This is a genomic window from Rhodopseudomonas sp., from assembly GCF_013377015.1.
Taxonomy (GTDB): Bacteria; Pseudomonadota; Alphaproteobacteria; order Rhizobiales; family Xanthobacteraceae; genus JARJEH01.
This window is the reverse complement of sequence record NZ_JACABA010000002.1, coordinates 1363172-1387933: the sequence shown is the minus strand read 5'-3', so window position 1 is coordinate 1387933 and position 24762 is coordinate 1363172. Positions and strand designations below refer to the sequence as shown.

Annotated in this window: 30 protein-coding genes and 1 tRNA gene; 18 read left to right on the top strand and 13 right to left on the bottom strand. The window is 66.1% G+C overall.

The window, feature by feature from the left end; translation table 11 throughout:
• Positions 1–95 precede the first annotated feature (95 nt).
• Positions 96–941 carry a DUF1499 domain-containing protein gene (locus HXX15_RS15020; protein WP_296516858.1) on the top strand — a complete coding sequence of 282 codons (846 nt, stop codon included), beginning with the start codon at positions 96–98 and terminating at the stop codon, positions 939–941.
• A gap of 34 nt (positions 942–975) precedes the next feature.
• Here HXX15_RS15020 and HXX15_RS15015 read toward each other — a convergent pair whose 3' ends face one another.
• The 6 genes from HXX15_RS15015 to HXX15_RS14990 all read right to left on the bottom strand — a co-directional run bounded on the left by HXX15_RS15015 (position 976) and on the right by HXX15_RS14990 (position 5974).
• Entirely contained in the window at positions 976–1899 is a 924-nt protein-coding gene (locus HXX15_RS15015; RefSeq protein WP_296516857.1) for an MBL fold metallo-hydrolase, read from the bottom strand.
• 182 nt (positions 1900–2081) lie between these two features.
• Complete coding sequence (locus HXX15_RS15010) at positions 2082–3296, bottom strand: acyl-CoA dehydrogenase (protein ID WP_296516856.1); 1215 nt, start codon at positions 3294–3296, stop codon at positions 2082–2084.
• 63 nt (positions 3297–3359) lie between these two features.
• Positions 3360–4436, bottom strand: a complete 1077-nt coding sequence (gene ribB, locus HXX15_RS15005; protein WP_296516855.1) for a 3,4-dihydroxy-2-butanone-4-phosphate synthase — start codon at positions 4434–4436, stop codon at positions 3360–3362.
• Positions 4437–4547: 111 nt separating this feature from the next.
• Positions 4548–4913 carry a carboxymuconolactone decarboxylase family protein gene (locus HXX15_RS15000; RefSeq protein WP_296516854.1) on the bottom strand — a complete coding sequence of 122 codons (366 nt, stop codon included), beginning with the start codon at positions 4911–4913 and terminating at the stop codon, positions 4548–4550.
• A 90-nt stretch (positions 4914–5003) separates the two neighbouring features.
• Positions 5004–5195, bottom strand: a complete 192-nt coding sequence (locus tag HXX15_RS14995; RefSeq protein WP_296516853.1) for a DUF2892 domain-containing protein — start codon at positions 5193–5195, stop codon at positions 5004–5006.
• A 101-nt stretch (positions 5196–5296) separates the two neighbouring features.
• Entirely contained in the window at positions 5297–5974 is a 678-nt protein-coding gene (locus HXX15_RS14990; protein ID WP_296516852.1) for a Crp/Fnr family transcriptional regulator, read from the bottom strand.
• Between the two features lie 230 nt (positions 5975–6204).
• Here HXX15_RS14990 and yghU point away from each other — a divergent pair, with 230 nt between their 5' ends.
• Complete coding sequence (gene yghU, locus HXX15_RS14985; RefSeq protein WP_296516851.1) at positions 6205–7092, top strand: glutathione-dependent disulfide-bond oxidoreductase; 888 nt, start codon at positions 6205–6207, stop codon at positions 7090–7092.
• Positions 7093–7108: 16 nt separating this feature from the next.
• Here the strand turns inward: yghU and HXX15_RS14980 are convergent, their stop codons facing one another.
• Complete coding sequence (locus HXX15_RS14980) at positions 7109–7345, bottom strand: hypothetical protein (protein ID WP_296516850.1); 237 nt, start codon at positions 7343–7345, stop codon at positions 7109–7111.
• Between the two features lie 186 nt (positions 7346–7531).
• Here HXX15_RS14980 and HXX15_RS14975 point away from each other — a divergent pair, with 186 nt between their 5' ends.
• Genes HXX15_RS14975 through HXX15_RS14965 form a run of 3 tightly spaced genes read left to right on the top strand, consistent with a single transcriptional unit; the run spans position 7532 to position 8405 of the window.
• Positions 7532–7660 carry a hypothetical protein gene (locus HXX15_RS14975; RefSeq protein ID WP_296516849.1) on the top strand — a complete coding sequence of 43 codons (129 nt, stop codon included), beginning with the start codon at positions 7532–7534 and terminating at the stop codon, positions 7658–7660.
• Positions 7661–7718: 58 nt separating this feature from the next.
• A complete protein-coding gene (locus HXX15_RS14970; RefSeq protein ID WP_296516848.1) occupies positions 7719–8021 on the top strand; it encodes a type II toxin-antitoxin system HigB family toxin in 303 nt (100 codons plus the stop codon).
• A gap of 12 nt (positions 8022–8033) precedes the next feature.
• On the top strand, positions 8034–8405 hold the full coding sequence (locus HXX15_RS14965; protein WP_296516847.1) for a helix-turn-helix domain-containing protein: 372 nt from the start codon (positions 8034–8036) through the stop codon (positions 8403–8405).
• A gap of 84 nt (positions 8406–8489) precedes the next feature.
• On the opposite strand, the gene HXX15_RS14960 is transcribed toward HXX15_RS14965, so the two are convergent.
• Positions 8490–8566: transfer RNA gene (locus tag HXX15_RS14960), tRNA-Pro, on the bottom strand.
• 68 nt (positions 8567–8634) lie between these two features.
• On the opposite strand from HXX15_RS14960, the gene HXX15_RS14955 reads away from it, so the two are divergent.
• The 3 genes from HXX15_RS14955 to HXX15_RS14945 all read left to right on the top strand — a co-directional run bounded on the left by HXX15_RS14955 (position 8635) and on the right by HXX15_RS14945 (position 12395).
• Positions 8635–9624, top strand: coding sequence for an L-threonylcarbamoyladenylate synthase (locus HXX15_RS14955; protein WP_296516846.1), 990 nt, complete (start codon positions 8635–8637; stop codon positions 9622–9624).
• A gap of 107 nt (positions 9625–9731) precedes the next feature.
• Positions 9732–11159: an FAD-binding oxidoreductase gene (locus HXX15_RS14950; protein WP_296516845.1), complete on the top strand. Its 1428-nt coding sequence runs from the start codon at positions 9732–9734 to the stop codon at positions 11157–11159.
• 12 nt (positions 11160–11171) lie between these two features.
• The gene (locus HXX15_RS14945) at positions 11172–12395 is read left to right on the top strand and encodes an MFS transporter (RefSeq protein WP_366558587.1); all 1224 of its coding nucleotides are present in this window, start codon (positions 11172–11174) and stop codon (positions 12393–12395) included.
• Between the two features lie 34 nt (positions 12396–12429).
• Here HXX15_RS14945 and HXX15_RS14940 read toward each other — a convergent pair whose 3' ends face one another.
• Positions 12430–13218, bottom strand: a complete 789-nt coding sequence (locus HXX15_RS14940; RefSeq protein ID WP_296516844.1) for an SOS response-associated peptidase — start codon at positions 13216–13218, stop codon at positions 12430–12432.
• 63 nt (positions 13219–13281) lie between these two features.
• Between HXX15_RS14940 and HXX15_RS14935 the strand changes: the two genes are divergently transcribed.
• From HXX15_RS14935 to HXX15_RS14920, 4 genes are all read left to right on the top strand, one after another.
• Positions 13282–13797 carry a hypothetical protein gene (locus tag HXX15_RS14935; protein WP_296516843.1) on the top strand — a complete coding sequence of 172 codons (516 nt, stop codon included), beginning with the start codon at positions 13282–13284 and terminating at the stop codon, positions 13795–13797.
• Positions 13798–13802: 5 nt separating this feature from the next.
• A complete protein-coding gene (locus HXX15_RS14930) occupies positions 13803–14225 on the top strand; it encodes an NUDIX domain-containing protein (RefSeq protein WP_296516842.1) in 423 nt (140 codons plus the stop codon).
• Between the two features lie 71 nt (positions 14226–14296).
• Complete coding sequence (locus tag HXX15_RS14925; protein WP_296516841.1) at positions 14297–14686, top strand: TIGR02301 family protein; 390 nt, start codon at positions 14297–14299, stop codon at positions 14684–14686.
• Positions 14687–14806: 120 nt separating this feature from the next.
• Positions 14807–15073: a hypothetical protein gene (locus HXX15_RS14920; protein WP_296516840.1), complete on the top strand. Its 267-nt coding sequence runs from the start codon at positions 14807–14809 to the stop codon at positions 15071–15073.
• A 157-nt stretch (positions 15074–15230) separates the two neighbouring features.
• On the opposite strand, the gene HXX15_RS14915 is transcribed toward HXX15_RS14920, so the two are convergent.
• Both HXX15_RS14915 and HXX15_RS14910 read right to left on the bottom strand, forming a co-directional pair.
• Complete coding sequence (locus HXX15_RS14915; RefSeq protein WP_296516839.1) at positions 15231–15386, bottom strand: hypothetical protein; 156 nt, start codon at positions 15384–15386, stop codon at positions 15231–15233.
• A gap of 365 nt (positions 15387–15751) precedes the next feature.
• Complete coding sequence (locus HXX15_RS14910; protein ID WP_296516838.1) at positions 15752–17092, bottom strand: dihydroorotase; 1341 nt, start codon at positions 17090–17092, stop codon at positions 15752–15754.
• A 144-nt stretch (positions 17093–17236) separates the two neighbouring features.
• Between HXX15_RS14910 and HXX15_RS14905 the strand changes: the two genes are divergently transcribed.
• Positions 17237–18118: a folate-binding protein gene (locus HXX15_RS14905; protein WP_296516837.1), complete on the top strand. Its 882-nt coding sequence runs from the start codon at positions 17237–17239 to the stop codon at positions 18116–18118.
• Positions 18115–18738 (top strand): DNA-3-methyladenine glycosylase I, encoded by a 624-nt coding sequence (locus HXX15_RS14900; RefSeq protein ID WP_296516836.1) that lies wholly within the window; start codon positions 18115–18117, stop codon positions 18736–18738. The genes HXX15_RS14905 and HXX15_RS14900 overlap by 4 nt, the downstream gene beginning before the upstream one ends.
• Positions 18739–18806: 68 nt before the next feature.
• Here the strand turns inward: HXX15_RS14900 and HXX15_RS14895 are convergent, their stop codons facing one another.
• Positions 18807–19037 carry a hypothetical protein gene (locus HXX15_RS14895; RefSeq protein ID WP_296516835.1) on the bottom strand — a complete coding sequence of 77 codons (231 nt, stop codon included), beginning with the start codon at positions 19035–19037 and terminating at the stop codon, positions 18807–18809.
• A gap of 77 nt (positions 19038–19114) precedes the next feature.
• On the opposite strand from HXX15_RS14895, the gene HXX15_RS14890 reads away from it, so the two are divergent.
• The 4 genes from HXX15_RS14890 (at position 19115) to HXX15_RS14875 (ending at position 24056) form a co-directional block, all read left to right on the top strand.
• Complete coding sequence (locus HXX15_RS14890; protein WP_296516834.1) at positions 19115–19732, top strand: HD family hydrolase; 618 nt, start codon at positions 19115–19117, stop codon at positions 19730–19732.
• Between the two features lie 82 nt (positions 19733–19814).
• On the top strand, positions 19815–20321 hold the full coding sequence (locus HXX15_RS14885) for a protein-tyrosine phosphatase family protein (RefSeq protein WP_296516833.1): 507 nt from the start codon (positions 19815–19817) through the stop codon (positions 20319–20321).
• Positions 20322–20336: 15 nt separating this feature from the next.
• Positions 20337–21308 (top strand): NAD regulator, encoded by a 972-nt coding sequence (locus HXX15_RS14880; RefSeq protein ID WP_296516832.1) that lies wholly within the window; start codon positions 20337–20339, stop codon positions 21306–21308.
• Between the two features lie 42 nt (positions 21309–21350).
• A complete protein-coding gene (locus HXX15_RS14875) occupies positions 21351–24056 on the top strand; it encodes a DUF2339 domain-containing protein (protein WP_296516831.1) in 2706 nt (901 codons plus the stop codon).
• A 4-nt stretch (positions 24057–24060) separates the two neighbouring features.
• On the opposite strand, the gene HXX15_RS14870 is transcribed toward HXX15_RS14875, so the two are convergent.
• A complete protein-coding gene (locus HXX15_RS14870; protein ID WP_296516830.1) occupies positions 24061–24663 on the bottom strand; it encodes a hypothetical protein in 603 nt (200 codons plus the stop codon).
• Positions 24664–24762 lie beyond the last annotated feature (99 nt).

Here is a 24762-nt window from a genome sequence, read left to right as displayed (position 1 = left end):
GAATTTCGCCGCTTTCCGTGGTCTCAAGCGGGCGAGTTTGCAGCGCAGCGCGACCAGCGCCAAGCGCGCTGCCCAACCCGGCAGAAGCACCCAAGATGGCCCGCAGGTTTTCCGCGCCCTATCAAACGGAACCGGTGTCGAGCCTCGCGTCCTGGGCGCGGCATCTGGCGGTGTTCGCCGCGGTCGCCGCTTTGGCCTCGATCCTCGTGGTACGGTTTGGTTTCCTCGAGGTGCGCCCGGCGGTAGCGACGTTCTTCGGCGCGCTGGCCTGCGCCGTTCTGTCGATCCTGCTGGCGCTGGCCGGCTTCGTCGCGATCTGGCAAAATGGTTCGCGCGGCATGGGACGGATCCTGCTGGCGCTGCTGATAGACGCCGCGCTGCTCGCCTACCCGGCCTATCTCGGGCTGCAGTACCGCAAGCTGCCGGCGATCCACGACATCACCACCGATTCGATTGATCCGCCGAAGTTCGACACGCTGGCGCGGCTGCGCACCGGCGACGGCGCCAACACCGCCGTCTATGCCGGCCTGTACTCCGCCGAACAGCAGCGGCTGGCCTATCCCGACATCGACACCGTGCAGCTCGATGTCCCGGCGCAGAAGGCCTACGACGTCACGCTGGCGCTGATCAACAAACGGAAGTGGCGCGTGGTCGACGCCCGCGCCCCGCAGCCGCCGCGCCGCGAAGGCCATATCGAAGCCGTGGCGCTGACTCCGATCATGGGCATCCGCGAAGACGTCGTGGTCCGGGTGCTGCCGGACGGCGACGGCTCGCGGGTCGACCTGCGGTCCTCGTCGCGCTATTTCGAAAGCGACCTCGGCAGCAACGCCGCGCGCATCGCCAAGCTGATCGAGGATATCAACGCCGCCGCCGAAGAAACGCCGGCGCCGAAAAAGCCGGCAGCTCCGGCGAAGGCCCCGGCGAAGGCGAAGAAGAAGTAGCGAACGGCTGACGCCATTCGGCATGCGCCATTCGCTAACTGGTCGCCAGCCTGTACCGCCCGCCGATCGCCGGATCGCCCTCGGTCGCCACGACGCCGCGCACCACCAGATCCTCGAGATGCGCCAGCACCGAATAGCCGGCCGCCGGCATCAGCCGCGGATCGATGCCGATATAGATCGCGCGGACGATGGTGGCGATGTCGGTCTCGCCCTTGCCGAGCCGGTGCAGGATCGAGGCTTCGCGGGCCTGCCGGTGCCGGATCAGGAACCTTGTGTAGCGCGGGCCTTCGGTGATCTGCGGGCCGTGGCCGGAGAAATACAGTTGCTCATCGCGGGCGGCGAGCTTGTGCAGCGAATTCATGTAGTCGACCATAGAGCCGTCCGGCGGCGCCACGATCGAGGTCGACCAGCCCATCACATGATCGCCGACGAAGGAGAGGTCGCGCTCCTTCCAGGCGAACGCCAGATGGTTGGCGCAATGGCCCGGCGTGGTGACTGCCTGCAGCGCCCAACCGTCGCCTTCGACCACATCGCCGTCGCCGATCTCGATATCCGGGCGGAACGCGCGGTCGGCGCCGGATTCGGTGGAGACGGTTTCGCTCTCGAAATACGGCCTCGCCGCCCGGTGCGCGCCCTCGGCATAGACCGGCGCGCCGGTCAGCGCCTTCAGCCGCGGCGTGTTGGGCGAATGGTCCTTGTGGGTGTGGGTGACGAAGATGTGCGTCACGGTCTCGCCGCGTACCGCGTCGAGCAGCGCCGCCGCATGGGCCTCGTCGTCGGGACCGGGATCGATGATCGCCACATTGCCACGGCCGACGATGTAGCTCACCGTGCCGCTGAAGGTGAACGGCGACGGATTGTTGCACAATACGCGGCGGACGCCGGGCACCGGCTCGTCGACCACGCCGGGGGTCAGTGCAAAATCGCGGTTGAACGGGACGTCGTCGGTGCTGCTCATGCGGGGGCCTAACTCAGCGTTCGTACATTGCGCGTGACCCGCCCAATGCTGTCATGCCCCGCGAAAGCGGGGCACCCAGTAATCGCCGACGGATGAGATAGCTCGCAACGCTCTGGAATACTGGGTCGCCCGCTTTCGCGGGCGATGACGGCAGAGCGCAGGGCGGCGTTCGTGCTCGACACTTACGAAAACGCCTGAATCCCGGTAATCGCCCGGCCGAGAATCAAGGCGTGGACGTCGTGGGTGCCCTCGTAGGTGTTCACGGTCTCGAGGTTCTGGGCGTGGCGCATCACGTGGTATTCGATCTGGATACCGTTGCCGCCGTGCATGTCGCGGGCGGTGCGGGCGATGTCGAGCGCCTTGCCGCAATTGTTGCGCTTGACGATCGAGATCATCTCCGGCGCCACCTTGCCTTCGTCCATCAGCCGGCCGACCCGCAAGCTGCCCTGCAGGCCGAGCGCGATCTCGGTCTGCATGTCGGCGAGCTTCTTCTGCACCAGCTGGGTCGCGGCCAGCGGCCGGTTGAACTGCTTGCGGTCGAGCGTGTATTGCCGGGCGCGATGCATGCAGTCCTCGGCGGCGCCCATCGCGCCCCAGGAAATGCCGTAGCGGGCGCGGTTGAGACAGCCGAACGGGCCCTTCAGGCCGGAGACGTTGGGCAGCAGCGCCTCCTCCGGCACTACCACGCCATCCATCACGATCTCGCCAGTCACGGACGCGCGCAGCGAGAGCTTGCCGCCGATCTTCGGCGCCGACAGCCCCTTCATGCCCTTCTCGAGGATGAAGCCGCGGATCTGGTTGTTGTGCTCGGGCGACTTCGCCCAAACCACGAACACGTCGGCGATCGGCGCGTTGGAGATCCACATCTTGGTGCCGGTCAGCCGATAGCCGTCGCTGACCTTCTCGGCGCGGGTCTTCATGCCGCCGGGATCCGACCCGGCGTCGGGTTCGGTCAGGCCGAAACAGCCGACCCACTCGCCGCTCGCCAGCTTCGGCAGATATTTCTTGCGCTGGTTCTCGTCGCCATAGGCGTAGATCGGATGCATCACCAGCGACGACTGCACCGAATTCATCGAGCGATAGCCGGAATCGACCCGCTCGATCTCGCGCGCCACCAGCCCGTAGGCGACGTAGCTGGCATTGGCGCAGCCATATTCTTCCGGCAGCGTAATGCCGATCAGGCCGAGTTCGCCCATCTCGTTGAAGATGGCGCGATCGGTCTTCTCTTCCAGATAGGCAGAGGCGATCCGCGGCAGCAGCTTGTCCTGCGCATAGGCCCGCGCGGTGTCGCGGATCATGCGCTCGTCCTCGGTGAGTTGCTCCTCGAGCAGGAACGGATCGTCCCACTGGAAATTCACCGGAACCGGCTTGTCCTTGGTCTGCGGGCGCACGCTCATCGAAAATCCTTTCACAAGGCTGCCGCCTAAAACGGATGAGAAGCCACGTTAGTGGCTGACAAACTAGCCTTCAAGATGCTCGTTGGAGACGATCTCGATGCCGAACCCCGACAGCCCCTTGTAGTCGAACTGCGACGAGGTGAGATGCCGAATCGAAGAGACGCCGAGGTCGCGCAGGATCTGCGCGCCGACGCCGATCTCGCGCCACTGCCGGTGCCGGTCGGCCTCGGCCGAGCTCGGCTCGTCGATCGGCGCGACCGGAACGCCGGCGGCGCCGTCGCGCAGATAGATCAGCACGCCGGAACCGTTCTTCTTGAAATGTTCCAGCACCGCCTGCATCCGCCGCGGCCCGGTGAATATTTCCTTGATGATGTTCGGCTTGTGGAACCTCGTCAGCACGTTCTTGCCGTCGCCGATGCCGTTGTAGACGAAGGCGACGTGGGCGATGGAATCGAACGGCGAGCGGTAGGCATAGCCCTGCAACTGACCGATCGGGCTCTCCATCGGAAAGGTGGCGACGCGTTCGATCAGCTTCTCGCGCGCCTGACGATGCGAGATCAGGTCGGCAATGGTGACGCGCTTGAGCTTGTACTTCTCGGCGAAGGCCGTCACCTGCTCGCCCTTGGTGACGGTGCCGTCGTCGTTCATCAGCTCGGAGATCACCCCGACCGGCGGCAGGCCCGCGAGCTTGCACAGATCGACCGCAGCCTCGGTATGGCCGGAGCGCAGCAGCACGCCGCCCTCGCGTGCGATCAGCGGAAAGATGTGGCCGGGGCGGGAGAAATCGGCGGCGCCGGCGTTCGGATTGGCCAGCGCGCGGCAGCACGAGGCGCGCTCGTCGGCGGAAATCCCGGTGCCGTTGTCGGGCTTGTAGTCGATCGAGACGGTGAAGGCGGTGGTGTGGTTGGAATCGTTGTGCGCCACCATGGGGTCGAGCCGCAGCCGGCGCGCCTCCTCCACGGTGATCGGCGCGCAGACGATGCCCGAGGTATGGCGGATGATGAACGCCATCTTTTCTGCAGTGCAGAGCGAGGCCGCAACCACCAGATCGCCCTCGCCCTCGCGATCGTCGTCATCGGTGACGACGACGATTTCGCCCGCGGCGAAGGCTTGCAGAACTTCCTGGATCGGATGGGCCATGATCTGGTCTCTGGTCTGGTCTCGCGACGATGACCCGACCATATGGCGCAGAGCGCCCGGCGACGCAACCCGCGCCCGAACCGGGGCCGGCGTGCTACCGCACAGCGGAATTCACGCCACCTTGCCGGCCCCGGCCTTTTGCGCGAACTGATCGTAGGCTTCGACCGCCTGCGCGGCATACATCACGCTGGGGCCGGCGCCCATGTAGATCGCCATGCCCATCGTCTCCATCACCTCGTCGCGGGTCGCGCCGTGCTTGACCGCGGCCTCGGCGTGAAAGCCGATGCAGCCGTCGCAGCGGGTGGCGACAGAGATGGCGAGTGCGATCAGCTCCTTGGTCTTGGCGTCGAGCGCGTTGGCCTTCAGCGCCGCCTGGGCGATCGCGCTGAAACCCTTCATCACATCCGGTGCCCCGCCGCGCACTTCCTTCAGTGCAACCGAGAGATCGCCGGTCATTTCAATCCAATTCTTGTACATTGCCTTCACCTAGACCTTTGCTGAAAAGCAGCTCCCGGGGGCGAGGCTTGCTCGCCCCCGGGAGCTCTAGAAATCAAAACCGGTTCGCCGTCAATTCTGCTTGGCGGGGCAGGTCTTGATGCCGAGCAGCGTATAGGCCGGGCAGAAGCCGACCGCAGCGGTCAGCAGCGGCACGACGCCGATCCACGCCCAGATCGGACCGCCGGTCAGCGCCCAGTAGATCAGGCCGATCCCGACGATGGCGCGCAGCACCCGGTCGATCATTCCAACGTTCATGGTCATGTGCATTCCCTCTCTTGGTTGCGTGACTTGAGTTAAGTGACCTTGCCTGTCTATGTCGTGTCGCGAAGGCGGTCTGTGACGAAGTCACCGCCTCGAATAACTCACCGCCCGGGGCGGGCCGCCGCGGCGCGGAGCGGCGCGGCATTGCGCAGTTCGACACGGCCGCGCCCAAGGCTGATCCAGCCGCGCCGCTCGAACGCTTTCAGATGGCGGCTGACCACCTCGCGGGCGGTACCGATTTCGGCGGCCAGTTGCTGGTGCGTGATCGACAGTTCATGGCCGTTCGCCGCCAGCGTCAACAGCCGCGCCGCCAGCCGGGAATCGATCGATTCAAACGCGACGTGCTGGATCACCGTCATCAGATCCGCCATCCGCGCCGCCTGGGCGTGGAATACGAAGCCGCGGAATTGCGCCGAGCGCGCCATCAAATCGTTGAAGGTCGCCGCCGGCAGCCCGACCGCCTCGACCGGCGTCTCGGTGACGGCGAAGGCGCTGTAATTTTCCGAGGCCAGCAACGCCAGCGTGGTCAGGATGCAGATACTGCCGGGGCCGAGCCGATACAGAACGATCTCGTTGCCTTCGCCGTCGAGCTGGTAGACCCGGACGTTGCCGCTGCACACCAGAATGAAGAACCCGCAGGGCTGATCCGGCGCGAACACCGTGGCGCCGGCCGGCAGTTTCATCACCATTGCGCCGTCGCGCAGCGGCGCGCACTCATCGGCCGGCAGTCCGGCGAGAGCCGGAAAGCGCTGCAACCAGTCGGTGTCTGGCAGACTCATCGCGATGACAGGTTCCAGAGAAAGTGCAACCTGTCGCTGTATGCGGCATGGCCGAAGCCGGCCCATTGATCCTGGTCAATGGCGGCGGGCGTCATGGCGTCGCGGACGTGCCGCATCCCGGCGGCGCGCGCCGCGCTCTTGCGCGGTTCACTGCTAGGCTACAAGTCTTGCTCTGCAATGATCGAGGCGTGGGAAGGCCGCGCTCGCCTGCCGCAATCGGAGCCGACACCATGAGCGACCCCACCGCCTACATTCCGCCGAAGATCTGGACCTGGAACAAGGAGAGCGGCGGCAAGTTCGCCAGCATCAATCGCCCGATCGCCGGACCGACCCATGACAAGGAGCTGCCGATCGGTCGCCATCCGATGCAACTGTACTCGCTGGCGACGCCGAACGGCGTCAAGGCCACGGTGATGCTGGAAGAACTGCTGGCGCTCGGCCATAGCGGCGCGGAATACGATGCCTGGCTGATCAAGATCGACGGCAACCAATTCAGCAGCGGCTTCGTCGCCGTCAACCCGAATTCGAAAATCCCGGCGCTGATGGACCGCAGCGGGCCGACCCCGATCCGGGTGTTCGAATCCGGCGCGATCCTGATGCATCTGGCCGAGAAGTTCGGGGCGTTGCTGCCGGCCGGCGGCGCGGCACGCGCCGAATGCCTGTCGTGGCTGTTCTGGCAAATGGGCGCCGCCCCCTATCTCGGCGGCGGCTTCGGCCATTTCTACGCCTACGCGCCGATCAAGATCGAATACGCCATCGATCGCTTCGCCATGGAGGTAAAGCGCCAACTCGACGTGCTCGACCGTCGTCTCGCCGAAAGTCCGTACTTGGCAGGCGACTACTATACGATCGCCGATATTGCGGTGTGGCCGTGGTATGGCGGCCTCGTCAAGGGCGTGCTGTACGAGGCCGGTGAATTCTTGCAGGTCCAGGACTACAAGAATGTGCGGCGCTGGGCCGACGCGATCGGCAAGCGCCCGGCGGTGCAGCGTGGCCGGATGGTCAACCGCACCTGGGGCGATCCGGCCAGTCAGTTGCACGAACGTCATGACGCCAGCGACTTCGCCACCAAGACCCAGGACAAGGTCGCAAGCGACAAGCCCGCCGCCGCGGAATGATGCCGCGGCGTCTTGGTCAGCGGCCCTGCGGCAGCGTCTGCTGGTGGCGCCAATAGCGCGCCCGCAGACGCGGTGCGATCATCCAGGCCAGCGGCGCCGAGACCACGAAGCTCGCCAGCACCACCGCCGGAACCAGTTCGAAGGCAAGGCGCGACAGGGCCGGAATCGACAGCACGGACACAATTCCAATTCCGAACATGACGGCGTTGATCATCATGAACACCATCGAGGCGATCTGAAAGCGGATCGACATGGCTGCACTCCTGTTGGTTTTGCTGACAATGCAGGATCAGCCGACTGGTTCCTGGTTCCCTCCCGGCAATGGCCGACTCGCGGCAGGTTCCGAGCGCACCGCATCCATGCACTTTTGGCCGGTCGGCTTTTGCCGTACAGCTTCGGCGCGCGCAGGCGGGCGCGAGATTGAGAAGGATGCGGAGACATGGAGAAGGCGTTGCGGCAATGGCTGGATAGCCATGGCATCGGGACGATCATCGCCGCCGTGCTGGGCGTGATCCTGGCTTTGGCGGTCATCCTGGTGGTCGGCGGCTATTGGCTGGTGACGCCATAGATGCCCGGGCAACACTACTGTGTTGACTTATTCCCAAATTGGGAACATTTTTTCGGCCATGAGGATCATCGCCTGGAGCGTTCTGTCGGCCTATGCGACCGAGCACCCTGAAACGGCGGTCCCTCTCAGCCGGTGGCGTACCCTGGTCAGAGCCGCGCGGTGGGGTTCGATGGACGAGCTCCGACAGGCCGCACCGAACGCCAAGATCTTGGGCGGCGATCGCGCCAGGTTCGAGGTGGCGGGCGGCAACTACCGTTTGATCGCGGCGTTCGATTTCGCCCGGCAGATCGCCTTCGTGAAATTCATCGGAACGCATGCCGAATACGACAGGATCGACGCTTTGACGGTTTCGAGATTCTAGAGAACGACCTTCATGAACATTCGCCCGATCCGAAATGATGACGACCACGCCGCAGCGCTTGCCGAGATTGAGAAACTATGGGGCGCGGCCGCAGGCTCCGACGATGGCGACAAGCTCGACATCCTCGCCACCCTGGTCGAGAAATATGAAGACACCCGCTGGCCCGTTGACGACAGCGCCGATCCGATCGATCTGCTGCAATTCGCGATTTCGGAACTCGGACACAGCCAGGCTGAGCTGGCGGAATTGCTCGGCTCGCGCTCCCGCGCCTCCGAGGTGCTCAATCGCAAGCGCGCGCTGACCGTCGAGATGATCCGCACGATCAGCGCAGCCTGGAAAATTCCCGCCGATCTGCTGGTACGGCCGAGCCGGGCGGCGGCCTGAGCGCCAATCCGCACAGCTTCAGTAGCGATTTCGCGCAGAAAGGCTGGCGAAGCCTGACAAAAACCGGCAAGTGTCTGAAATGCTTGGTCGGAGTGGCAGGATTTGAACCTGCGACCCCTGCGTCCCGAACGCAGTGCTCTACCGGGCTGAGCCACACTCCGACAAGTTGCCGGCTTATAGCCTTGGGTTTCGCCCACCGCAAGAAGGCGAATTGAGGAATGGACTCTTGATGACGGTGCGGCTGTCGACCCATTTCCTGAAAGCCGGCGACGCCGCAGTGGCGGCGGCGGCGCGCTGCCTGCGCGACGGCGGGCTGGTGGCGTTTCCGACCGAGACGGTCTACGGGCTCGGCGCCGACGCCGGCAACGCCGAGGCGATCGCGCGGCTGTATCGCGCCAAGGGCCGACCGTCGTTCAACCCGCTGATCGCCCATGTCGGCGATCTCGAATCCGCCCGGCAAATTGCCAGCTTCAATCCGCAGGCGCTGGCGCTGGCCGAGGCGTTCTGGCCCGGGCCGCTGACGCTGGTGCTGCCGAAAGCGCCCGGCTGCGCCGTGGCCGATCTGGCCACCGCCGGGCTCGACAGCGTGGCGATCCGGGTGCCGTCGCATCCGGTGGCCCGCGCCATCCTGCGCGCCTTCGGCGGCGCCGTGGTGGCGCCCTCGGCCAATCTGTCCGGCCACGTGTCGCCGACCACCGCCGCGCACGTCAAAGCCGACCTCGACGGCCGGATCGACCTGATCGTCGATGGCGGGCCGGTCGCGGTCGGGGTCGAATCCACCATCGTCGGTTGTCTCGATGCGCCGATGCTGCTGCGGCCGGGCGGGCTGCCGCGCGCCGAGATCGAGCGCGTGCTCGGCCGCAAGCTAGCCGACGTGATCGATGAGGCCGACGCCGACGCGAAGCCATTGGCCCCGGGTATGCTGGTGTCGCATTATGCGCCGCGCACCAAGGTGCGGCTCGACGCCGACCGGCTCGAGCCCGGCGAAGCGCTGCTGGCGTTCGGCCCGGTGGCGATGCCCGGCGCGGAGGCTGCTTCGGCCGTGCTGAACCTGTCGGAGCGCGGCGACCTCAACGAAGCCGCCGCCCATCTTTTCAGCTATCTTCGCGCGCTCGATGCCAGCGGCGCGCGTGGCATCGCGGTGATGCCGGTGCCGCAACACGATCTCGGCGAAGCGATCAACGACCGGCTGCGCCGCGCCGCGGTGCCGCGGGACTAAGGGACGATTTTGCTTAGTCATTGCGAGCGTAGCGAAGCAATCCAGGGCGGCTAAGAACTGGATTGCTTCGTCGCTTCGCTCCTCGCAATGACGGCGGAGGAAACAGAATGAACATCAACACGCCATCGCCTCGCCTGCTGTCGCCGGAGCAGATCGCGCAATTCAAAGCGATCGTCGGCGACAAATACGCAGTGACCGAGCAAGCCGAGATCGCGCCCTATGTCACCGAAGACCGCAATTTGTTTCACGGCTGCTCGCCGCTGGTGCTGCGCCCGGGCTCGACCGCGGAAGTATCCGCGATCTGCAAGCTCGCCTCCGAGCACCGCATCGCTTTGGTGCCGCAGGGCGGCAACACCGGCCTGGTCGGCGGCCAGACCCCGCTCAACGGCGAGGTGGTGATCTCGCTGCGGCGGATGGACCGCGTGCGCGAGAGCGATGTCGAGTCAAATACCATGACGGTGGAGGCCGGCCTGATCCTGCAGAACGCGCAGGCGCGCGCCGCGGCGATCGACCGACTGTTTCCGCTGTCGCTGGCGGCGCAGGGCAGCTGTACCATCGGCGGCAATCTGTCGACCAATGCCGGCGGCACCGCGGCGCTGGCCTATGGGCTCGCCCGCGACATGGCGCTCGGGCTCGAAGTGGTGCTGGCCGACGGCCGCGTTCTCAACCTGCTGTCGAAGCTGAAGAAGGACAACACCGGCTACGACCTGTGCAATCTGTTCATCGGCGCCGAGGGCACGCTCGGCATCATCACCGCGGCGACGCTGAAACTGTTTCCGAAGCCGCGTGCGGTGGCGACCGCGTTCGTCGGACTGCAATCGCCGGCCGCCGCGCTGAAGCTGCTGCAGATCGCCCGCAACGAGGCCGCGGGCAGCCTCACCAGCTTCGAACTGATCGCCGACATCGCACTGGATTTTTCGGTGCGCCACGGCATCGGGATTCGCGATCCGCTGCAGAGCAAGCATCAATGGTACGTGCTGATCGAATTGTCGTCGTCGCGCGACGACGCCGGCGCCGCGCTGGAGGCAATTCTCGAACACGGCATGGAGGACGGCATCGTCGACGACGCCGCGATCGCGGCCTCGATCCAGCAGCAGGAAGCGTTCTGGAAACTACGTGAGGAGATTTCGCCCGCGCAAAAGCCGGAGGGCGGCTCGATCAAGCACGACATCTCGGTGCCGGTCGCCGCGGTGCCAGACTTCATCGAGGCCGCCAATGCCGCGGTGGTGCAACTGATCCCGGGCGCGCGGCCGGTGCCGTTCGGCCATCTCGGCGACGGCAACATCCACTACAATATCAGCCAGCCGATCGGCGCCGAGACCGCGGCGTTTCTGGCGCAATGGCATGAGGTCAACGCCGTGGTATTCGGTATCGTGCTGAAGATGGGCGGCTCGATCTCCGCCGAACACGGCATCGGCGTGCTGAAGCGCGACGAACTACCCGCGGTGAAGGACAAGGTGGCGATCGAGTTGATGCGCGGCATCAAGGCGATGCTGGACCCGCTCGGGATCATGAATCCGGGCAAGGTGCTGTAGGTTGGGATCGCGGTGACAGACCAGACCAGGCCCCGCCCCTCGCTGCGCAATATTCCAGCCGGAATCTGGGCGTTGGGATTTGTCTCGATGCTGATGGACGTCTCGTCGGAGATGATCCACGCATTGCTGCCGGTGTATCTGGTCACGGTGCTTGGCACGTCGATGACGACGGTCGGCGTGATCGAAGGCGTCGCCGAGGCGACCGCGTCGATCACCAAGATATTTTCCGGCGCGCTGTCGGACTGGCTCGGCAAGCGCAAATTGCTGGCCGCGCTCGGCTACGGCCTGGCGGCTTTCACCAAGCCGGTGTTTCCGTTGGCGCCGACGGTTGGCTGGCTGGTGGCCGCCCGCTTCATCGATCGCGTCGGCAAAGGCATCCGGGGCGCGCCGCGAGACGCGCTGATCGCGGATATTGCCCCGGCGCAACTGCGTGGAGCAAGTTTCGGCCTGCGGCAATCGCTCGATACTGTTGGTGCGTTTGTCGGCCCCTTGCTTGGCATCGGCCTGATGTGGTGGACCTCCGACAATTTCAGAGCGGTGTTCTGGTTTGCCGTGATCCCTGCATTTCTGGCGCTGGCGCTGATCATTTTTGCGGTGCGCGAACCCGCGCGGCCGCAAGGCCTGCGCCAGGTGCGCAATCCGATCAGCCTGACCGAGATGCGCAATCTCGGCGAAGCCTACTGGCTCGTGGTGGTGATCGCGACAGCGTTCACGCTGGCGCGGTTCAGCGAAGCCTTCCTGATCCTGCGGGCGCAGAGTGTCGGGCTGCCGATCATGCTGGTGCCGGCGGTGCTGGTGGTGATGAATGTGGTCTACGCCGCGGCGGCCTATCCGGCCGGCGTTCTTTCGGATCGCATCAACCGCACCAGCGTGCTGGCGATCGGCATCGTGCTGCTGATCGCAGCCGACATCGCGCTGGCCGCGATGCCGTCGATCACCGGCGTCGCCATTGGCGTGGTGCTGTGGGGCCTGCACATGGGGCTGACGCAGGGGCTGCTGGCGACCCTGGTCGCGGACACCTCGCCGCCGGAACTGCGCGGCACCGCCTACGGATTTTTCAACCTCGCCGGCGGCCTGGCGATGCTTGCCGCCAGCGTGACCGCGGGGGCGCTCTGGGATATCGCCGGACCGCAGGGCACTTTCCTGGCTGGCGCCGGATTCGCGCTGCTGTCGCTCGCGGGCCTGCTGATGGTGCAAGGTCGCATCGGCGTAACAACGAAAGCGCCTTCGACCTGATGGCTTGAGGCTGGGGCCGGCAGATGCGGCGCCCTCAGAACAACGAGCCCTGCCCGTGGCCACCCGAGGACGGCGGCATCGCCTTGCGCGAGATCGCCTTCTTTGCGGGCTTCGGAGCCGCGGACGGCGTGTGGTCTTCCGCCGCCGCGATGTCTTCCGCCGCGATCGGCAGCAGCAGTTGCGCGTTGTCATTGGCGACGCGGTTGACCGCGGTCGAGACCGGATGCCAGACGAATCCGCCCTCCTCGGGCGGATGCAGCAGCGCGACGGCGGTTTCGGCGTCGAAGTTGGTGCAGTCGAGCCAGCGCTCGTAATCCTTCGGCGCGATCGTCACCGGCACCCGGTGATGCAATTGCGCGAGATCGCCGCTCGCCGCGGCGGTCAGGATCGCCACGGTGTCGAGTTCCTCGCCGTTCGGCCCGACCCAGGTTTCCGCCAGCGCGGCGAGGCCGATCGGGCCGCCGTCGCGCGGATGGATGAAATACGGCTGCTTGCGTTTGCCGGCGGTCTGCCATTCGAAATAGCCGTCGGCCGGAACTAGGCAGCGCCGCCGCTTGATCGCGGCGCGGAACGCCGGCTTCTCCAGCACGGTCTCGCTGCGCGCATTGATCAGCAGGGTGAATTTACCCGGGTCCTTGACCCAGGACGGCAGCAGGCCCCAGCGCATCAGCCGGAACCGCCGCGCGCCATGCTCCAGCATCACCACCGGAATCGGCTGGGTCGGGGCGATGTTGTAGCGCGGCGGGAAATTCGGCTGGTCGACATAGCCGAACGCCAGCCGCACCGCCGCGGGAGGCGAAGTGATTACAAAGCGTCCGCACATTCGGGGCTCCAAGCCGGTAATATATTCAGACCCTCTTAACCCCAACCGTCAACAATGCCGCGGATGTCAGTCTCGAATCCAGATCCGACGCTTTCCGCGCGCCAGACGCCGCTCCGCGTCGACGCGGAAGGCGCCGCGCGGGCCGCCGAGCTCGCCGCCGCCAATATCAATCCCAAAACCGGCCTCGCCACGGATTACCTGAATCATTTCAACGAGGCCGTCATGCTGCTCGAGATGATTCCGGACATGCCGGAATGCTCGGAGGATTTTCTCGGCTGGCAGCCTTTGTCCTATGCGGAGCATTTCCACGCCTCCAATTTCAAGGCCCGCGACCTCGCGATCGAGGCCTATGACAGCGCCGACGCCAGAATCCGGGCGGATTTCGACAGCATCACCGACACCATGACCTCGATTCTCACCGCGGTCGGCGCCGCGATGCGCGATGTCCGGCAGGACAGCACCCGCGCCAAATTGGCCGAGCAGGCCGCCGACTGGGTCAAGCCGCTGGTCGCCAGGGCCGGCGGCATCATCAACGGCCAGGGTAGCGAAGCCGACGTCGACTACATCATGGCGCACTGACCGCCGTGCCGTCGTCCGCGCCAGGCCGCCCCCAGCTCGCCGTCAGCGCCGCGATCTTTCGCGGCCATGAGCTGCTGCTGGTGCGCCGCGCGCGCTCGCCGGGAAAGGGCTTCTATTCGCTGCCCGGCGGCCGGGTCGAATACGGCGAATCGCTGACCCAGGCGCTCGAACGCGAGATCGCCGAAGAAACCGCGCTCACCATCGCCATCGCCGCGCTGGCGGGGTGGCGCGAGGTGCTGCCGGGACCGACCAATCCTGGACATTACGTGATCCTATCGTTCGCGGCGCGTTGGATCGACGGGGAACCGGTGCTGAACGAGGAACTCGACGAGTTCCGCTGGATCGCGCCCGACGCGATCGGCGATTTCAAGACCACCGACGGGCTGTTCGACATCATCCGCGCCGCCCGCGGACTGGTCGGAGCCTGACACCGCCCGCGGTTGCGCGCCTTGCGCGGCTCCCGCCGAAAAGGCATATCAGGGCGCTGTTGGACCGGTTCATGTCGAAATATCTGTTGGCCATCCTGATTGTTGTAGCGAGCTGCGGCCTTGGCCCTAACCTTGGCCCGGCACGGGCGCAGGATGCCGCCGCGCCGTTCGACAGCGACCTGCAGCGGCTGGCGGAAATCCTCGGCACGCTGCATTACCTGCGGGGCATCTGCGGCGCCAACGAGGGCACCAAATGGCGCAACGAAATGCAGGCGCTGGTCGATGCCGAAACCCCGTCCGGCGAGCGCCGGACCCGGATGATCGTCAGCTTCAACCGCGGCTATAACGGCTTCCAGCAGACCTATCGCACCTGTACGCCGGCCGCCGATATCGCGATCCGCCGCTACCTCGAAGAGGGCTCGAAGATCTCCCGCGATCTGACCGCGCGCTACGCGAATTAGCGTTTCCCGACCGCCATTAACCTTTCCTAAAGAACTGGCCTAGCCGGCCGCGGCACGCGTGCTAACAGTTACGCATTCGACGCGCTCCGCAGTGGATCGCGCCCCAGCCTGTTGAGTTTCATGAGCCAGCAATCAGAGTTCACCACCGCCCGCGACCCGCTGCCCGATCACGAACAGAAGCAGGCTGCGCTCAGCTATCTCAACGAAGCCTGGGCCGAGGCCCTGCATGACGGCATCGACGGCGACTGCCTGGCGCAGGCCAGCCTGTTCACCGCCTTCGCCGAACTGGTCAGCACCTATGGCGAGGACGCGGTGGCGAAATTCGTCGAGGGCCTGCCGGTCAGGGTTCGCAACGGCGAGTTCTCGATCACGCTGGCAAAGCAGTAGCCGGCTGAAATTCTGAAATCTTCTGGTTTCATTCCGGAGTTATTCCGGAGCGCGCGTGCGCAGCACGAGCGCATCCGAAATCTCGCCACAAGGCGGATCGCAAGATTCAGGGTTCACCCGCAGCTTGCGCTGCGCGTGCCCGGGAACGACGACCACATCAGCTGCGCGCGACCGCCTGCAGGCCCTTGAAGGTGAGCCGTTTCGGGTCTTTCACCCCGGCCAGATAGAGCCGGCGGATGAAGTCTGCGACCATTGCGCGGTCGCAGCCGGTCAGCGCAACGATCGCGTCAACTGCGGTCTTCTGGGCTTCCATTGCAATCCCCTCCATCGATCAACCACCGGCCATTAACCAGTCTTAACGACTGTAGAGCTCTTCGATTGATCGTCCGTTAACCACCCTCTGCGGCGAATATCGCCGATTCGTAGGGCTGTTGGGGATACGCGAAATAACGCATGGAGGTTCGATGCGGTCGGGAATTTCCCGGCGCTGAGCGGCTTTGACACCATCATCGCCGTGCGGCCAGGACCGCATTCCCAGCCTCAACGCCGGAGGCCTGAAGCCGTTCAAGCGCGTGGTAGGTTGTTGCCGACAACCGACCCTGGAAGGTCAGCGTGTCACGGTGAGCACAAAAAGCACGCCACGGATTGTCGTGGAGTCAGCTTCGGACAGCGGACGCATCAGCCAATCGCACCCAGCGTCTCCAGGAACCGCACCGGCTCGCCGCGCGACGGCGTCAGCAGCTCGCCCTGCCACATCACCCGGGCGCCGCGCACGAAGGTGCCGACCGGCCAGCCGGTGACCTTCACCCCATCATACGGCGTCCAGCCGGCGCGCGAAGCGGTCCATTCATTGGTGATGGTCTCGCTGCGCTTCAGATCCACGATGGTGAAATCGGCGTCGTAGCCGGCGGCGATCCGGCCCTTGCAGGCGATGTTGAACAGCCGCGCCGGCCCGGCGCTGGACAGATCGACAAAACGGGCCAGCGACAATTTGCCGGCGTTGACGTGGTCGAGCATCAGCGGCACCAGCGTCTGCACCCCGGTCATCCCGGACGGCGACGCCGGATAGGTTTTCGCCTTTTCCTCCAGCGTGTGCGGGGCGTGGTCGGAGCCGAGCACGTCGACGATGCCCTGCGCGATGCCGCGCCAGATGCCGTCGCGATGGCTGGCGTCGCGCACCGGCGGATTCATCTGGGCGCGGGTGCCGAGCCGCTCGTAGCAGTCCGGCGCCGCCAGCGTCAGATGATGCGGCGTCACCTCGACCGAGGCGACATCCTTGTGGTCGCGCAGGAACTCTATCTCCTGTTTGGTCGAGACATGCAGCACGTGAATCCGCTTGCCGGTCTCGTGCGCCAGCGCGACCAGGCGCTGCGTCGCGGTCAGCGCGGCGATCTCGTCGCGCCACACCGGATGCGAGCGCGGATCGCCCTCGATCCGCAACCCCTTGCGTTCGTTCAGCCGATACTCGTCCTCGGCGTGAAACGCGGCGCGGCGCTGGATCACGCTGAGGATACTGCGGATGCTGTCATCATCCTCGACCAGCAGGCTGCCGGTGGAGGAGCCGATGAACACCTTGACCCCGGCGCAGCCGCGGGCGCGCTCCAGCTCCGGCAGATCGGCGACATTGTCGCGGGTGCCGCCAATGAAGAACGCGAAATCGCAATGCATGCGGTGGTTGCCGCGCTTCACCTTGTCGGCGAAGGCGTCCGCCGTGACGGTGAGCGGCGCGGTGTTCGGCATCTCGAACACCGCGGTGACGCCGCCCATCACCGCGCTGCGCGAGCCGCTTTCGAGGTCTTCCTTGTGGGTGAGACCGGGTTCGCGAAAATGCACCTGGGTGTCGATCACGCCGGGCAGGATATGCAGCCCCGTGCAGTCGATCACCTCGGCGGCCGAGGCAGCGCCCAGCGCGCCGAGCGCGGCGATCCGGCCGGCCTTGATGCCGATGTCGCCGACCCCCTCGCCATCCTGGTTGACGATGGTGCCGGATTTCAGAATCGTATCGAATGTCGTGGTCATCGGTCCTCGAAGTGCCGGCACCGGACAGCGGCGCGGTTCTTGCAGCCTTGTTGGCGGCACCTTAGCCGCTTACGTTGCGATGTAACATCCAGCACCGGCGTTTCCGCAACCAGGTTCCGAGCTGGCGCCAGGAAAGAATTCGACATGAAGGCAGCGTTTCTTCCCGATCGGGGCGTGATCAAGATCAGCGGCGACGACGCGCGGCATTATCTCAACGGCCTCGTCACCACCGATATGACCAAGCTGAGGCCCGGCGACGGCCGATTCGGCGCGCTATTGACGCCGCAGGGCAAGATCATCGCGGATTTCTTCATCACCGAGGCCGCGGCGGACGACGGCGGCGGCTTCCTGTTCGACTGCTCTCGGGCGCTGGCGCAACCGCTGGCCGACAAGCTGAAATTCTACAAATTGCGCGCCAAGGTGCTGGTGGAAAACCTATCCGACCGGCTCGGCGTGCTGGCGGCGTGGGATGGCGCGATGCCGACAAGGCCCGACCTGAGCTTCGTCGATCCGCGCGGCGACAAGCTCGGCTGGCGGATTTTGCTGCCGCAAGAGCTATTGCAGAAGACCATCGACCTGATCGGCGCGCAGCTGGTCGACGTGGCCGCCTATGAGGCGCACCGGATCGGCTGTGGCGCACCGTCGGGCGGCGTCGATTTCAGCTATGGCGATGCGTTTCCGCACGAGGCCAATATGGACCGGCTGCACGGCGTTGATTTCGACAAGGGCTGCTATGTCGGACAGGAAGTGGTGTCGCGGATGCAACATCGCGGCACTGCGCGGACGAGGATCGTGCGGGTGCTGCTCGACGGCCCGCGACCGGAACCGGGCCAAGAGATTGTCGCCGGCGACAAGAGCGTCGGCGCGATGGGCTCGTCGGTCGACGGCGTCGGTCTGGCGCTGGTCCGGGTCGACCGCGTCGCCGACGCGCTGGCGGCGGCGTTGCCGCTCAGCGCCGGCGGCGTCGCGCTGCGTCTGGTCGACGCCGACGAGTTGGCGCAGCTGCCGAAGAAGACCGTGGCATGACGCGGGCGCGGCTGCACGACGACGGTCTGACCCGCTGCCCGTGGCCGGGCGACGATCCGCTCTACATCGCCTATCACGACACCGAATGGGGCGTGCCGGAATATGACGACCGCGCGCTGTTCGAGAAGCTGATCCTCGACGGCTTCCAGGCCGGGTTGTCGTGGATCACCATCCTGCGCAAGCGCGACAATTTCCGCCGCGCCTTCGATGATTTCGAGCCGGCTAAGATCGCCCGCTATGACGCCGCCAAGATTCACGCGCTGATGAACGACGTCGGCATCGTCCGCAACCGCGCCAAGATCGAGGGCGCGATCAACAGCGCGAAAGCCTACCTCAAGATCATGGAGCAAGGTCCGGGCTTCTCGAAATGGCTGTGGGACTTCGTCGGCGGGGCGCCGAAGGTCAACGCCTTCAAGACCACCGCCAGCGTGCCGGCCTCGACGCCGCTGTCGATCAAAGTGTCCAAGGAACTGGCAGCGCACGGTTTCAAATTCGTCGGCCCGACCATCGTCTACGCCTTCATGCAGGCCACCGGCATGGTCAACGATCATCTGGCGAGCTGCCATTGCCACGACACCTGCGGCAAGGCGAAGAAGCCGGGGCGGAAAGCGAAACGCTGAGCACCGTCATTCCGGGTTAGCTCGAGCTGCGCTCTCGCGCCCCGGAATGACGGAGCTAGGGCTCAGTCTCAGTCGCCGCCGCAATCGCCGCCGCCATCACCGCAATCGCCACTCGAGCTGAAGTCGAGATCGCCGCCCGAGCCATCGGCGCGGCCGCGGAAATGCCATGCCAGCAAGCAGCAGATCGCCATCGTGGCGCCGAACAGCAGCAGCGTGCCGGAATGCTGGGTGAGCCAGCCGGACAGCGGCGCATTGGTGTTTGGGAACAGGCTGAACATCACCCCGAAGGCTAATCGCACGCCGCTAACAAAGATTTAGCGGAATGCCGAGAATCGCGGGATAACGGCGCGAACCTGACCGGATGCAGTCCCGCCCCATGACCACTGCAAAATCGAAATCCTCCGCCGTGTCCGGCCGGGTCTGGCAGCGAATGCTGTCGGGGCGGCGGCTCGATCTGCTGGACCCCTCGCCGCTCGATATCGAGGTCGCCGACATTGCGCATGGGCTGGCGCGGGTGGCGCGCTGGAACGGCCAGACCAACGGCGCGCACATCTTCTCGGTGGCGCAACATACGCTGCTGGTGGAAGCGGTGATGCGGCAGCGCAGCCCGCGGGTCGACCATTCGCTGCGGCTCGCGGCGCTGCTGCACGACGCGCCGGAATACGTCATCGGCGACATGATCTCGCCGTTCAAGGCGGTGATCGGCGGATCCTACAAGATCGTCGAGAAGCGGTTGCTCGGCGCGATCCACATCCGGTTCGGATTGCCGCCGGTACTGGAGGACGCGATCGAACGCCAGATCAAGGCCGCCGACCGAGGCGCGGCTTACCTCGAAGCAACCTCCCTCGCCGGCTTCACCGTGGCCGAGGCGAAGCTGCTGTTCGGCAGCGACCCCGGCCTGCCGGATGCAACGCGGGAGGATTATCTGACGCCGTGGTCGGCCGGCAAGGCAGAGAAACGGTTCCTCGCTCGCTTCAATGCAGTGCACGATTGACGTCGGATCTGGCCTCAGGCGTTTCATCAAGCTTTCGTCGGCTGCTGCGCAGGATTATGATCGCCCCAACCTCAGGACAGCCATGATTCACGTCTGCTCGCTCGCCGCTTTGCATCCGACCGTCGAGGCCACCGGCGCCAGCCATATCCTCACGGTGATGGCCAACGTCGCCCAGGTGCAGCGGCCGGCCTCGGTGCGCGAGGCCAATCATCTGCGGGTGCAGATGGACGACATCACCGAGCAGATGGACGGCTTCGTGGCGCCGTCGGATCAGCATATCGAGCAGGTACTGGATTTCGTCCGCGCCTGGGACCGCAGCGCACCGCTGGTGGTGCATTGCTATGCGGGGATTAGCCGCTCCACCGCGAGCGCCTTCGCCGCGGCCTGCATGCTCAATCCCCATCGCGACGAGGCCGCAATCGCGCGGCAGATCCGCGCGGCCTCGCCGACCGCGTTCCCGAACCGGCTGATTGTGGCCCTGGCCGACCGCGCGCTCGGCCGCGACGGCCGCATGCTGCGCGCGCTGGACGAGATCGGTCCAGGCAGCATGACGATCGAGGGCCAGCCATTCCGTGTCGATCTCGACTGACATGACCGAAGCCGCATGAGCGACAAGCTGCCGATCCCGATCGAGATCGGGCTAACTGCGGCGATCGTCGCGATCGAGAACAACGAGCCGCTGATCCTGACCGCCCCCGGCGGCGAGACTCTCACCGGCCTGCCCTACGGTCCGTTCGAAGCTGTGACCCACCGCACGTTCGAAATCGGCCTGCGCGCCTGGGTCGAGGAACAGGCTGGGTTGCGGCTCGGCTATGTCGAACAGCTCTACACCTTCGGCGATCGCGGCCGGCACGCGCGGATCGGCGACACCGACGTCCATGTCGCTTCGATCGGCTATCTGGCGCTGACCCGCGCCGCCGACAACGCCACCCGCGCGCCCGGCGCCACCTTCGAGCCATGGTACCGCTATTTCCCGTGGGAGGACTGGCGCGCGGCGCGGCCGGAGATCATAGCGCGCGACATCCTTCCGGAGCTGACGGCGTGGGCCGCGCAGGCCGAACAGCCGGAAACCGCGCGCGCGCTCGGCCGCAAGGATCGGGTCCGACTGTTCTTCGGCGTCGACGGCGCGCAATGGGACGAGGAGCGCGTGCTCGATCGCTACGAACTGCTGTACGAAGCCGGCCTGATCGAGGAAGCGCGGCGCGACGGCCGCCCCGCGGCGCTGGCGCGCAAGCCGGGCCCCGCGCTCGGCGTGCCGATGCGGTTCGACCATCGCCGGATCCTTGCCACCGCGATCGCGCGGCTGCGCGCCAAGCTGAAATATCGTCCGGTGGTGTTTGAACTTTTGCCGCCCGAATTCACACTCACAGACCTGCAGCGCACCGTGGAAGCGATCTCGGGCCGGCATCTGCACAAGCAGAATTTCCGCCGACTGGTCGAAGCCGGCGCCCTTGTGGAGCCGACCGGTGAGATGTCGACCCAGACCGGCGGGCGGCCGGCGGCGCTGTTTCGTTTCCGCCGCGAAGTGCTGCAGGAACGTCCGGCGCCTGGCCTGCGGGTGCGCGGGCGGCGCTGATCACACCGCGAAGCGCCCTCGGGCCGATCGCCTGGAGGTCCGATGCTTGAACTGCTATCGATCCTGATCGCGATTGCGGCGCTGGTGATCGCGCGCAAGACGCGCGACCAATTACAGCAACTACGGCTGCGGCTGGAGTTGCTGGAAATCGGCCAGCCGCTGACGACAACCACACCGCTCGCGCGCGCAGCGATCGATCGACGCGCAGACTCACGACCCGCCGCCCCGGGCGCCGGTGAGTCGCCGAACCTGGCTCCCGACGTCGACGTGGCGGCGCAAGCCGCAACGACCGACGGCGTTGCATCCTCCGCTGCCGCAACCAGCGAAGCTGCGCAAGCTGGGCCTGTGGTCGCGCCGCCGAGCAGTCCGGGCTTCGAGGAACGCATCGGCACCCGCTGGGTGGTGTGGGTCGGCGGGCTGACGCTGGCGCTCGGCGGCTTCTTCATGGTGCGCTATTCGATCGAGCAGGGTCTGCTCGGCCCCGGCGTGCGGACCATCCTCGGCGGGCTGTTCGCGCTGGCGCTGCTAGCGGCCGGCGAATGGACGCGGCGCAAGGAAAGCACCTCGGCGATCGCCGCGCTGCCGATCGCCAATATCCCGGCGATTCTCACCGCCGCCGGCACCGCGGTGGCGTTCGCCACCGTCTACGCGGCTTACGCGCTGTACGATTTCCTGGCGCCAGCGACGGCGTTCATTCTGCTCGGCATGGTCGCACTCGGAACGCTGGCCGCGGCGCTGCTGCATGGCCCGGCGCTGGCTGGCCTCGGCATCGCGGCGGCCTTCGCCACGCCGGTGCTGGTGTCATCCAGCGAGCCTGACTACTGGGCGCTCTATGTCTACCTCGCCGTGGTCACCGCGGCGGCGTTCGGTCTGGCGCGGATCCGGCTATGGCGCTGGCTCGCCGTCACCACCATCGCGCTGGCTTTCGTCTGGACCCTGCCGTGCCTCGACTGCGGACCGGCGATGGTCGCGCCGCACGGCTTCCATGTCATTGCCGGATTCAGCCTCGCGGCGTTGCTGGTGGTGTGCGGACTCCTGTTCGGCCCGCCGCTGGAGCCGGGTCGGATCGAGTCGGTGTCGTCCGCCTCGCTCGCCGCCTATCTGTTGGCCGCGACGCTGATCGTGCTGTCCAGCGGCCACGCTGACGCGGCCTTGATGGTGTTCGAGATTCTGGTCGCCGCCACCTTGCTGGTGGCGTGGCGCGCCGCGGCCGCGACCGCCGCGATCGCCGTCGGCGCGGGTCTGGTCGCGCTGGTGTTTCTGGCCTGGGCGATCCGCGGCAATCCCGACATGCTGGTGCTGCCGGGCGGGCCGCTGCCCGGAATCGGGGCGAGTCCGATCGAGGGCTCCGTGACCGCACATCTGATCGCCGCGGCGATTTTCGCGGCCGGCTTCGGCGTCACTGGATTCCTGGCGCAGGGCCGCTCCGTCAACGCCATCGTCCCGGTGATCTGGGCGGCATCGGCGGTGTTCACGCCGCTGGCGTTGCTGATCGCGCTGTATGCGCGGATCGCGCATCTCGACCGCTCGATTCCATTTGCGATCCTCGCCATAGCGCTCGCCGCGGCGTTCGGCGCCGCCACCGAGATTCTTTCCAAGCGGGAGACCCGGCCCGGCGTCGCGATCTCCGCCGCCTTGTTCGCCACCGGCACGCTCGGCGCGCTGGCGCTGGCGCTGACCTTCGCACTGGAGAAAGGCTGGCTGACGATCGCGCTGGCGCTGATGGCGATGGCTAACGCCTGGATCTCGCTGCAACGGCCAATTCCGTTCCTGCGCTGGCTCACCGCAATTCTCGGCGGCATCGTCGTATTGCGGATCGGCTATGAGCCGCGGATCGTCGGCGACGCCGTCGGCGCCACGCTGTTTTTCAACTGGTTGCTGTGGGGCTATGGCGTCCCGGCGCTGTCGTTCTGGATCGCAAGTTTCTGGATGCGCCGACGCGGCGACGATGTCCCGCTGCGGATGGTGGAGTCCGCGGCGATACTGTTCACGGTGCTGCTGGCGTTCATGGAAATCCGCCACGCCGTCAATGACGGTGACGTCTACCGCGCCAGCGCCGGACTGACCGAAGTCGCGCTGCAGGTTTGCGTCGCGCTGGCGATGGCGATCGGACTGGAGCGGTTGCGGCTGCGCAGCGGCAGCGTCATCCACAACGTCGCCGCGATCCTGCTCACCGTGTTCGCGGGTCTCGCCACCGTGGTCGGCCTGCTGGTGCTGGAGAATCCACTGCTGAACCGGGTCGATGTCGGCGGCGCGATCTTCAATCTGATCCTGCTCGGCTACGCGGTGCCCGCGGTGCTGGCGCTGCTGCTGTCCTACGCAGTCGCGGGCCGGCGTCGACCCGCCTATGGCAACACCATCGCCGGCTTCGCCCTGATGCTCGCGCTGGCCTATGTCTCATTGGAGATCCGCCGGCTCTATCACGGCCCGATCCTGCCCAGCGGCAGCACCAGCGATCTCGAGCAATACACCTACTCGATCGCCTGGCTGGCGTCTGGCGTCGTACTGCTCGGCGTCGGCGTGCTGTTCAATTCGCAGCGCGCGCGGCTGGCCTCGGCGGTGGTGATCGGCCTGACCATCGTGAAGGCGTTCGTGATCGATATGTCGACGCTGACCGGGGTCTACCGCGCGCTGTCATTCATGTGCCTGGGACTGGTGCTGGTGGCGATCGGCTGGCTGTATCAGCGCATTCTGTTCCGCCAGCGCACGGTGCCGAGCGAGCCCGGCATCACGCCACCGCCGGCGTGATCGTTCAGTCGGTCGATTGGCGCAGTTCGGAAGCGCCTTCGACCCTTGCCGACCCGGTGGTCGCGGGCTCGCTCTTCACCGGCTCGATCTTCGCCGTCTCCACCCGCGGCGTCTCGACCCGCGCCGACACCTGGGTGCGCAGCGGCTCGGTGGCCTGGATCGATCGCGGCGCGCGCAGCGAATGCGGATGCGCCATGGCCCGCGCCATCAGCATGCGGCCGGCGCCCTGATGTTGGAAATCGCAATAGGCGAAGCCCATGCCCGACACCGAGCCGCGAAAGCTGGCCTCGTCCTTCTTGATCAGGTTGAAGCAGGGTTCGAAGGGGATGCCCTTGATCGAGGCGCAGATTGCCTGGCCGCGGACCTGAAGCGTATTGCCGGGAAGCCGCATGTGGCGGCTCGGACCGGAGCCGGAAAACTGCACCGCGCCCGCCGCCCCGCCATCGTCGAACACCCGACCGGCGCCCTTGGTGCCATCAAAACAGGTGAAGGCGAACACCTTGCCGGCGACGAATCTGCGGGCTTCGTCCGCGCTCATCGATCCGGCCAGTGCCGGCGCGACCATCGCACCGACCGCAAAGGCTCCCAACACAAGACGCACAAACATGCTCAAACTCCGACCTACTGGGCTCGGGTGACTAACTTTACCCGATCCTTACCATACAAACCGTGGCAACATTGGCGCAGCTTGGTTGGTAAAGTCTGA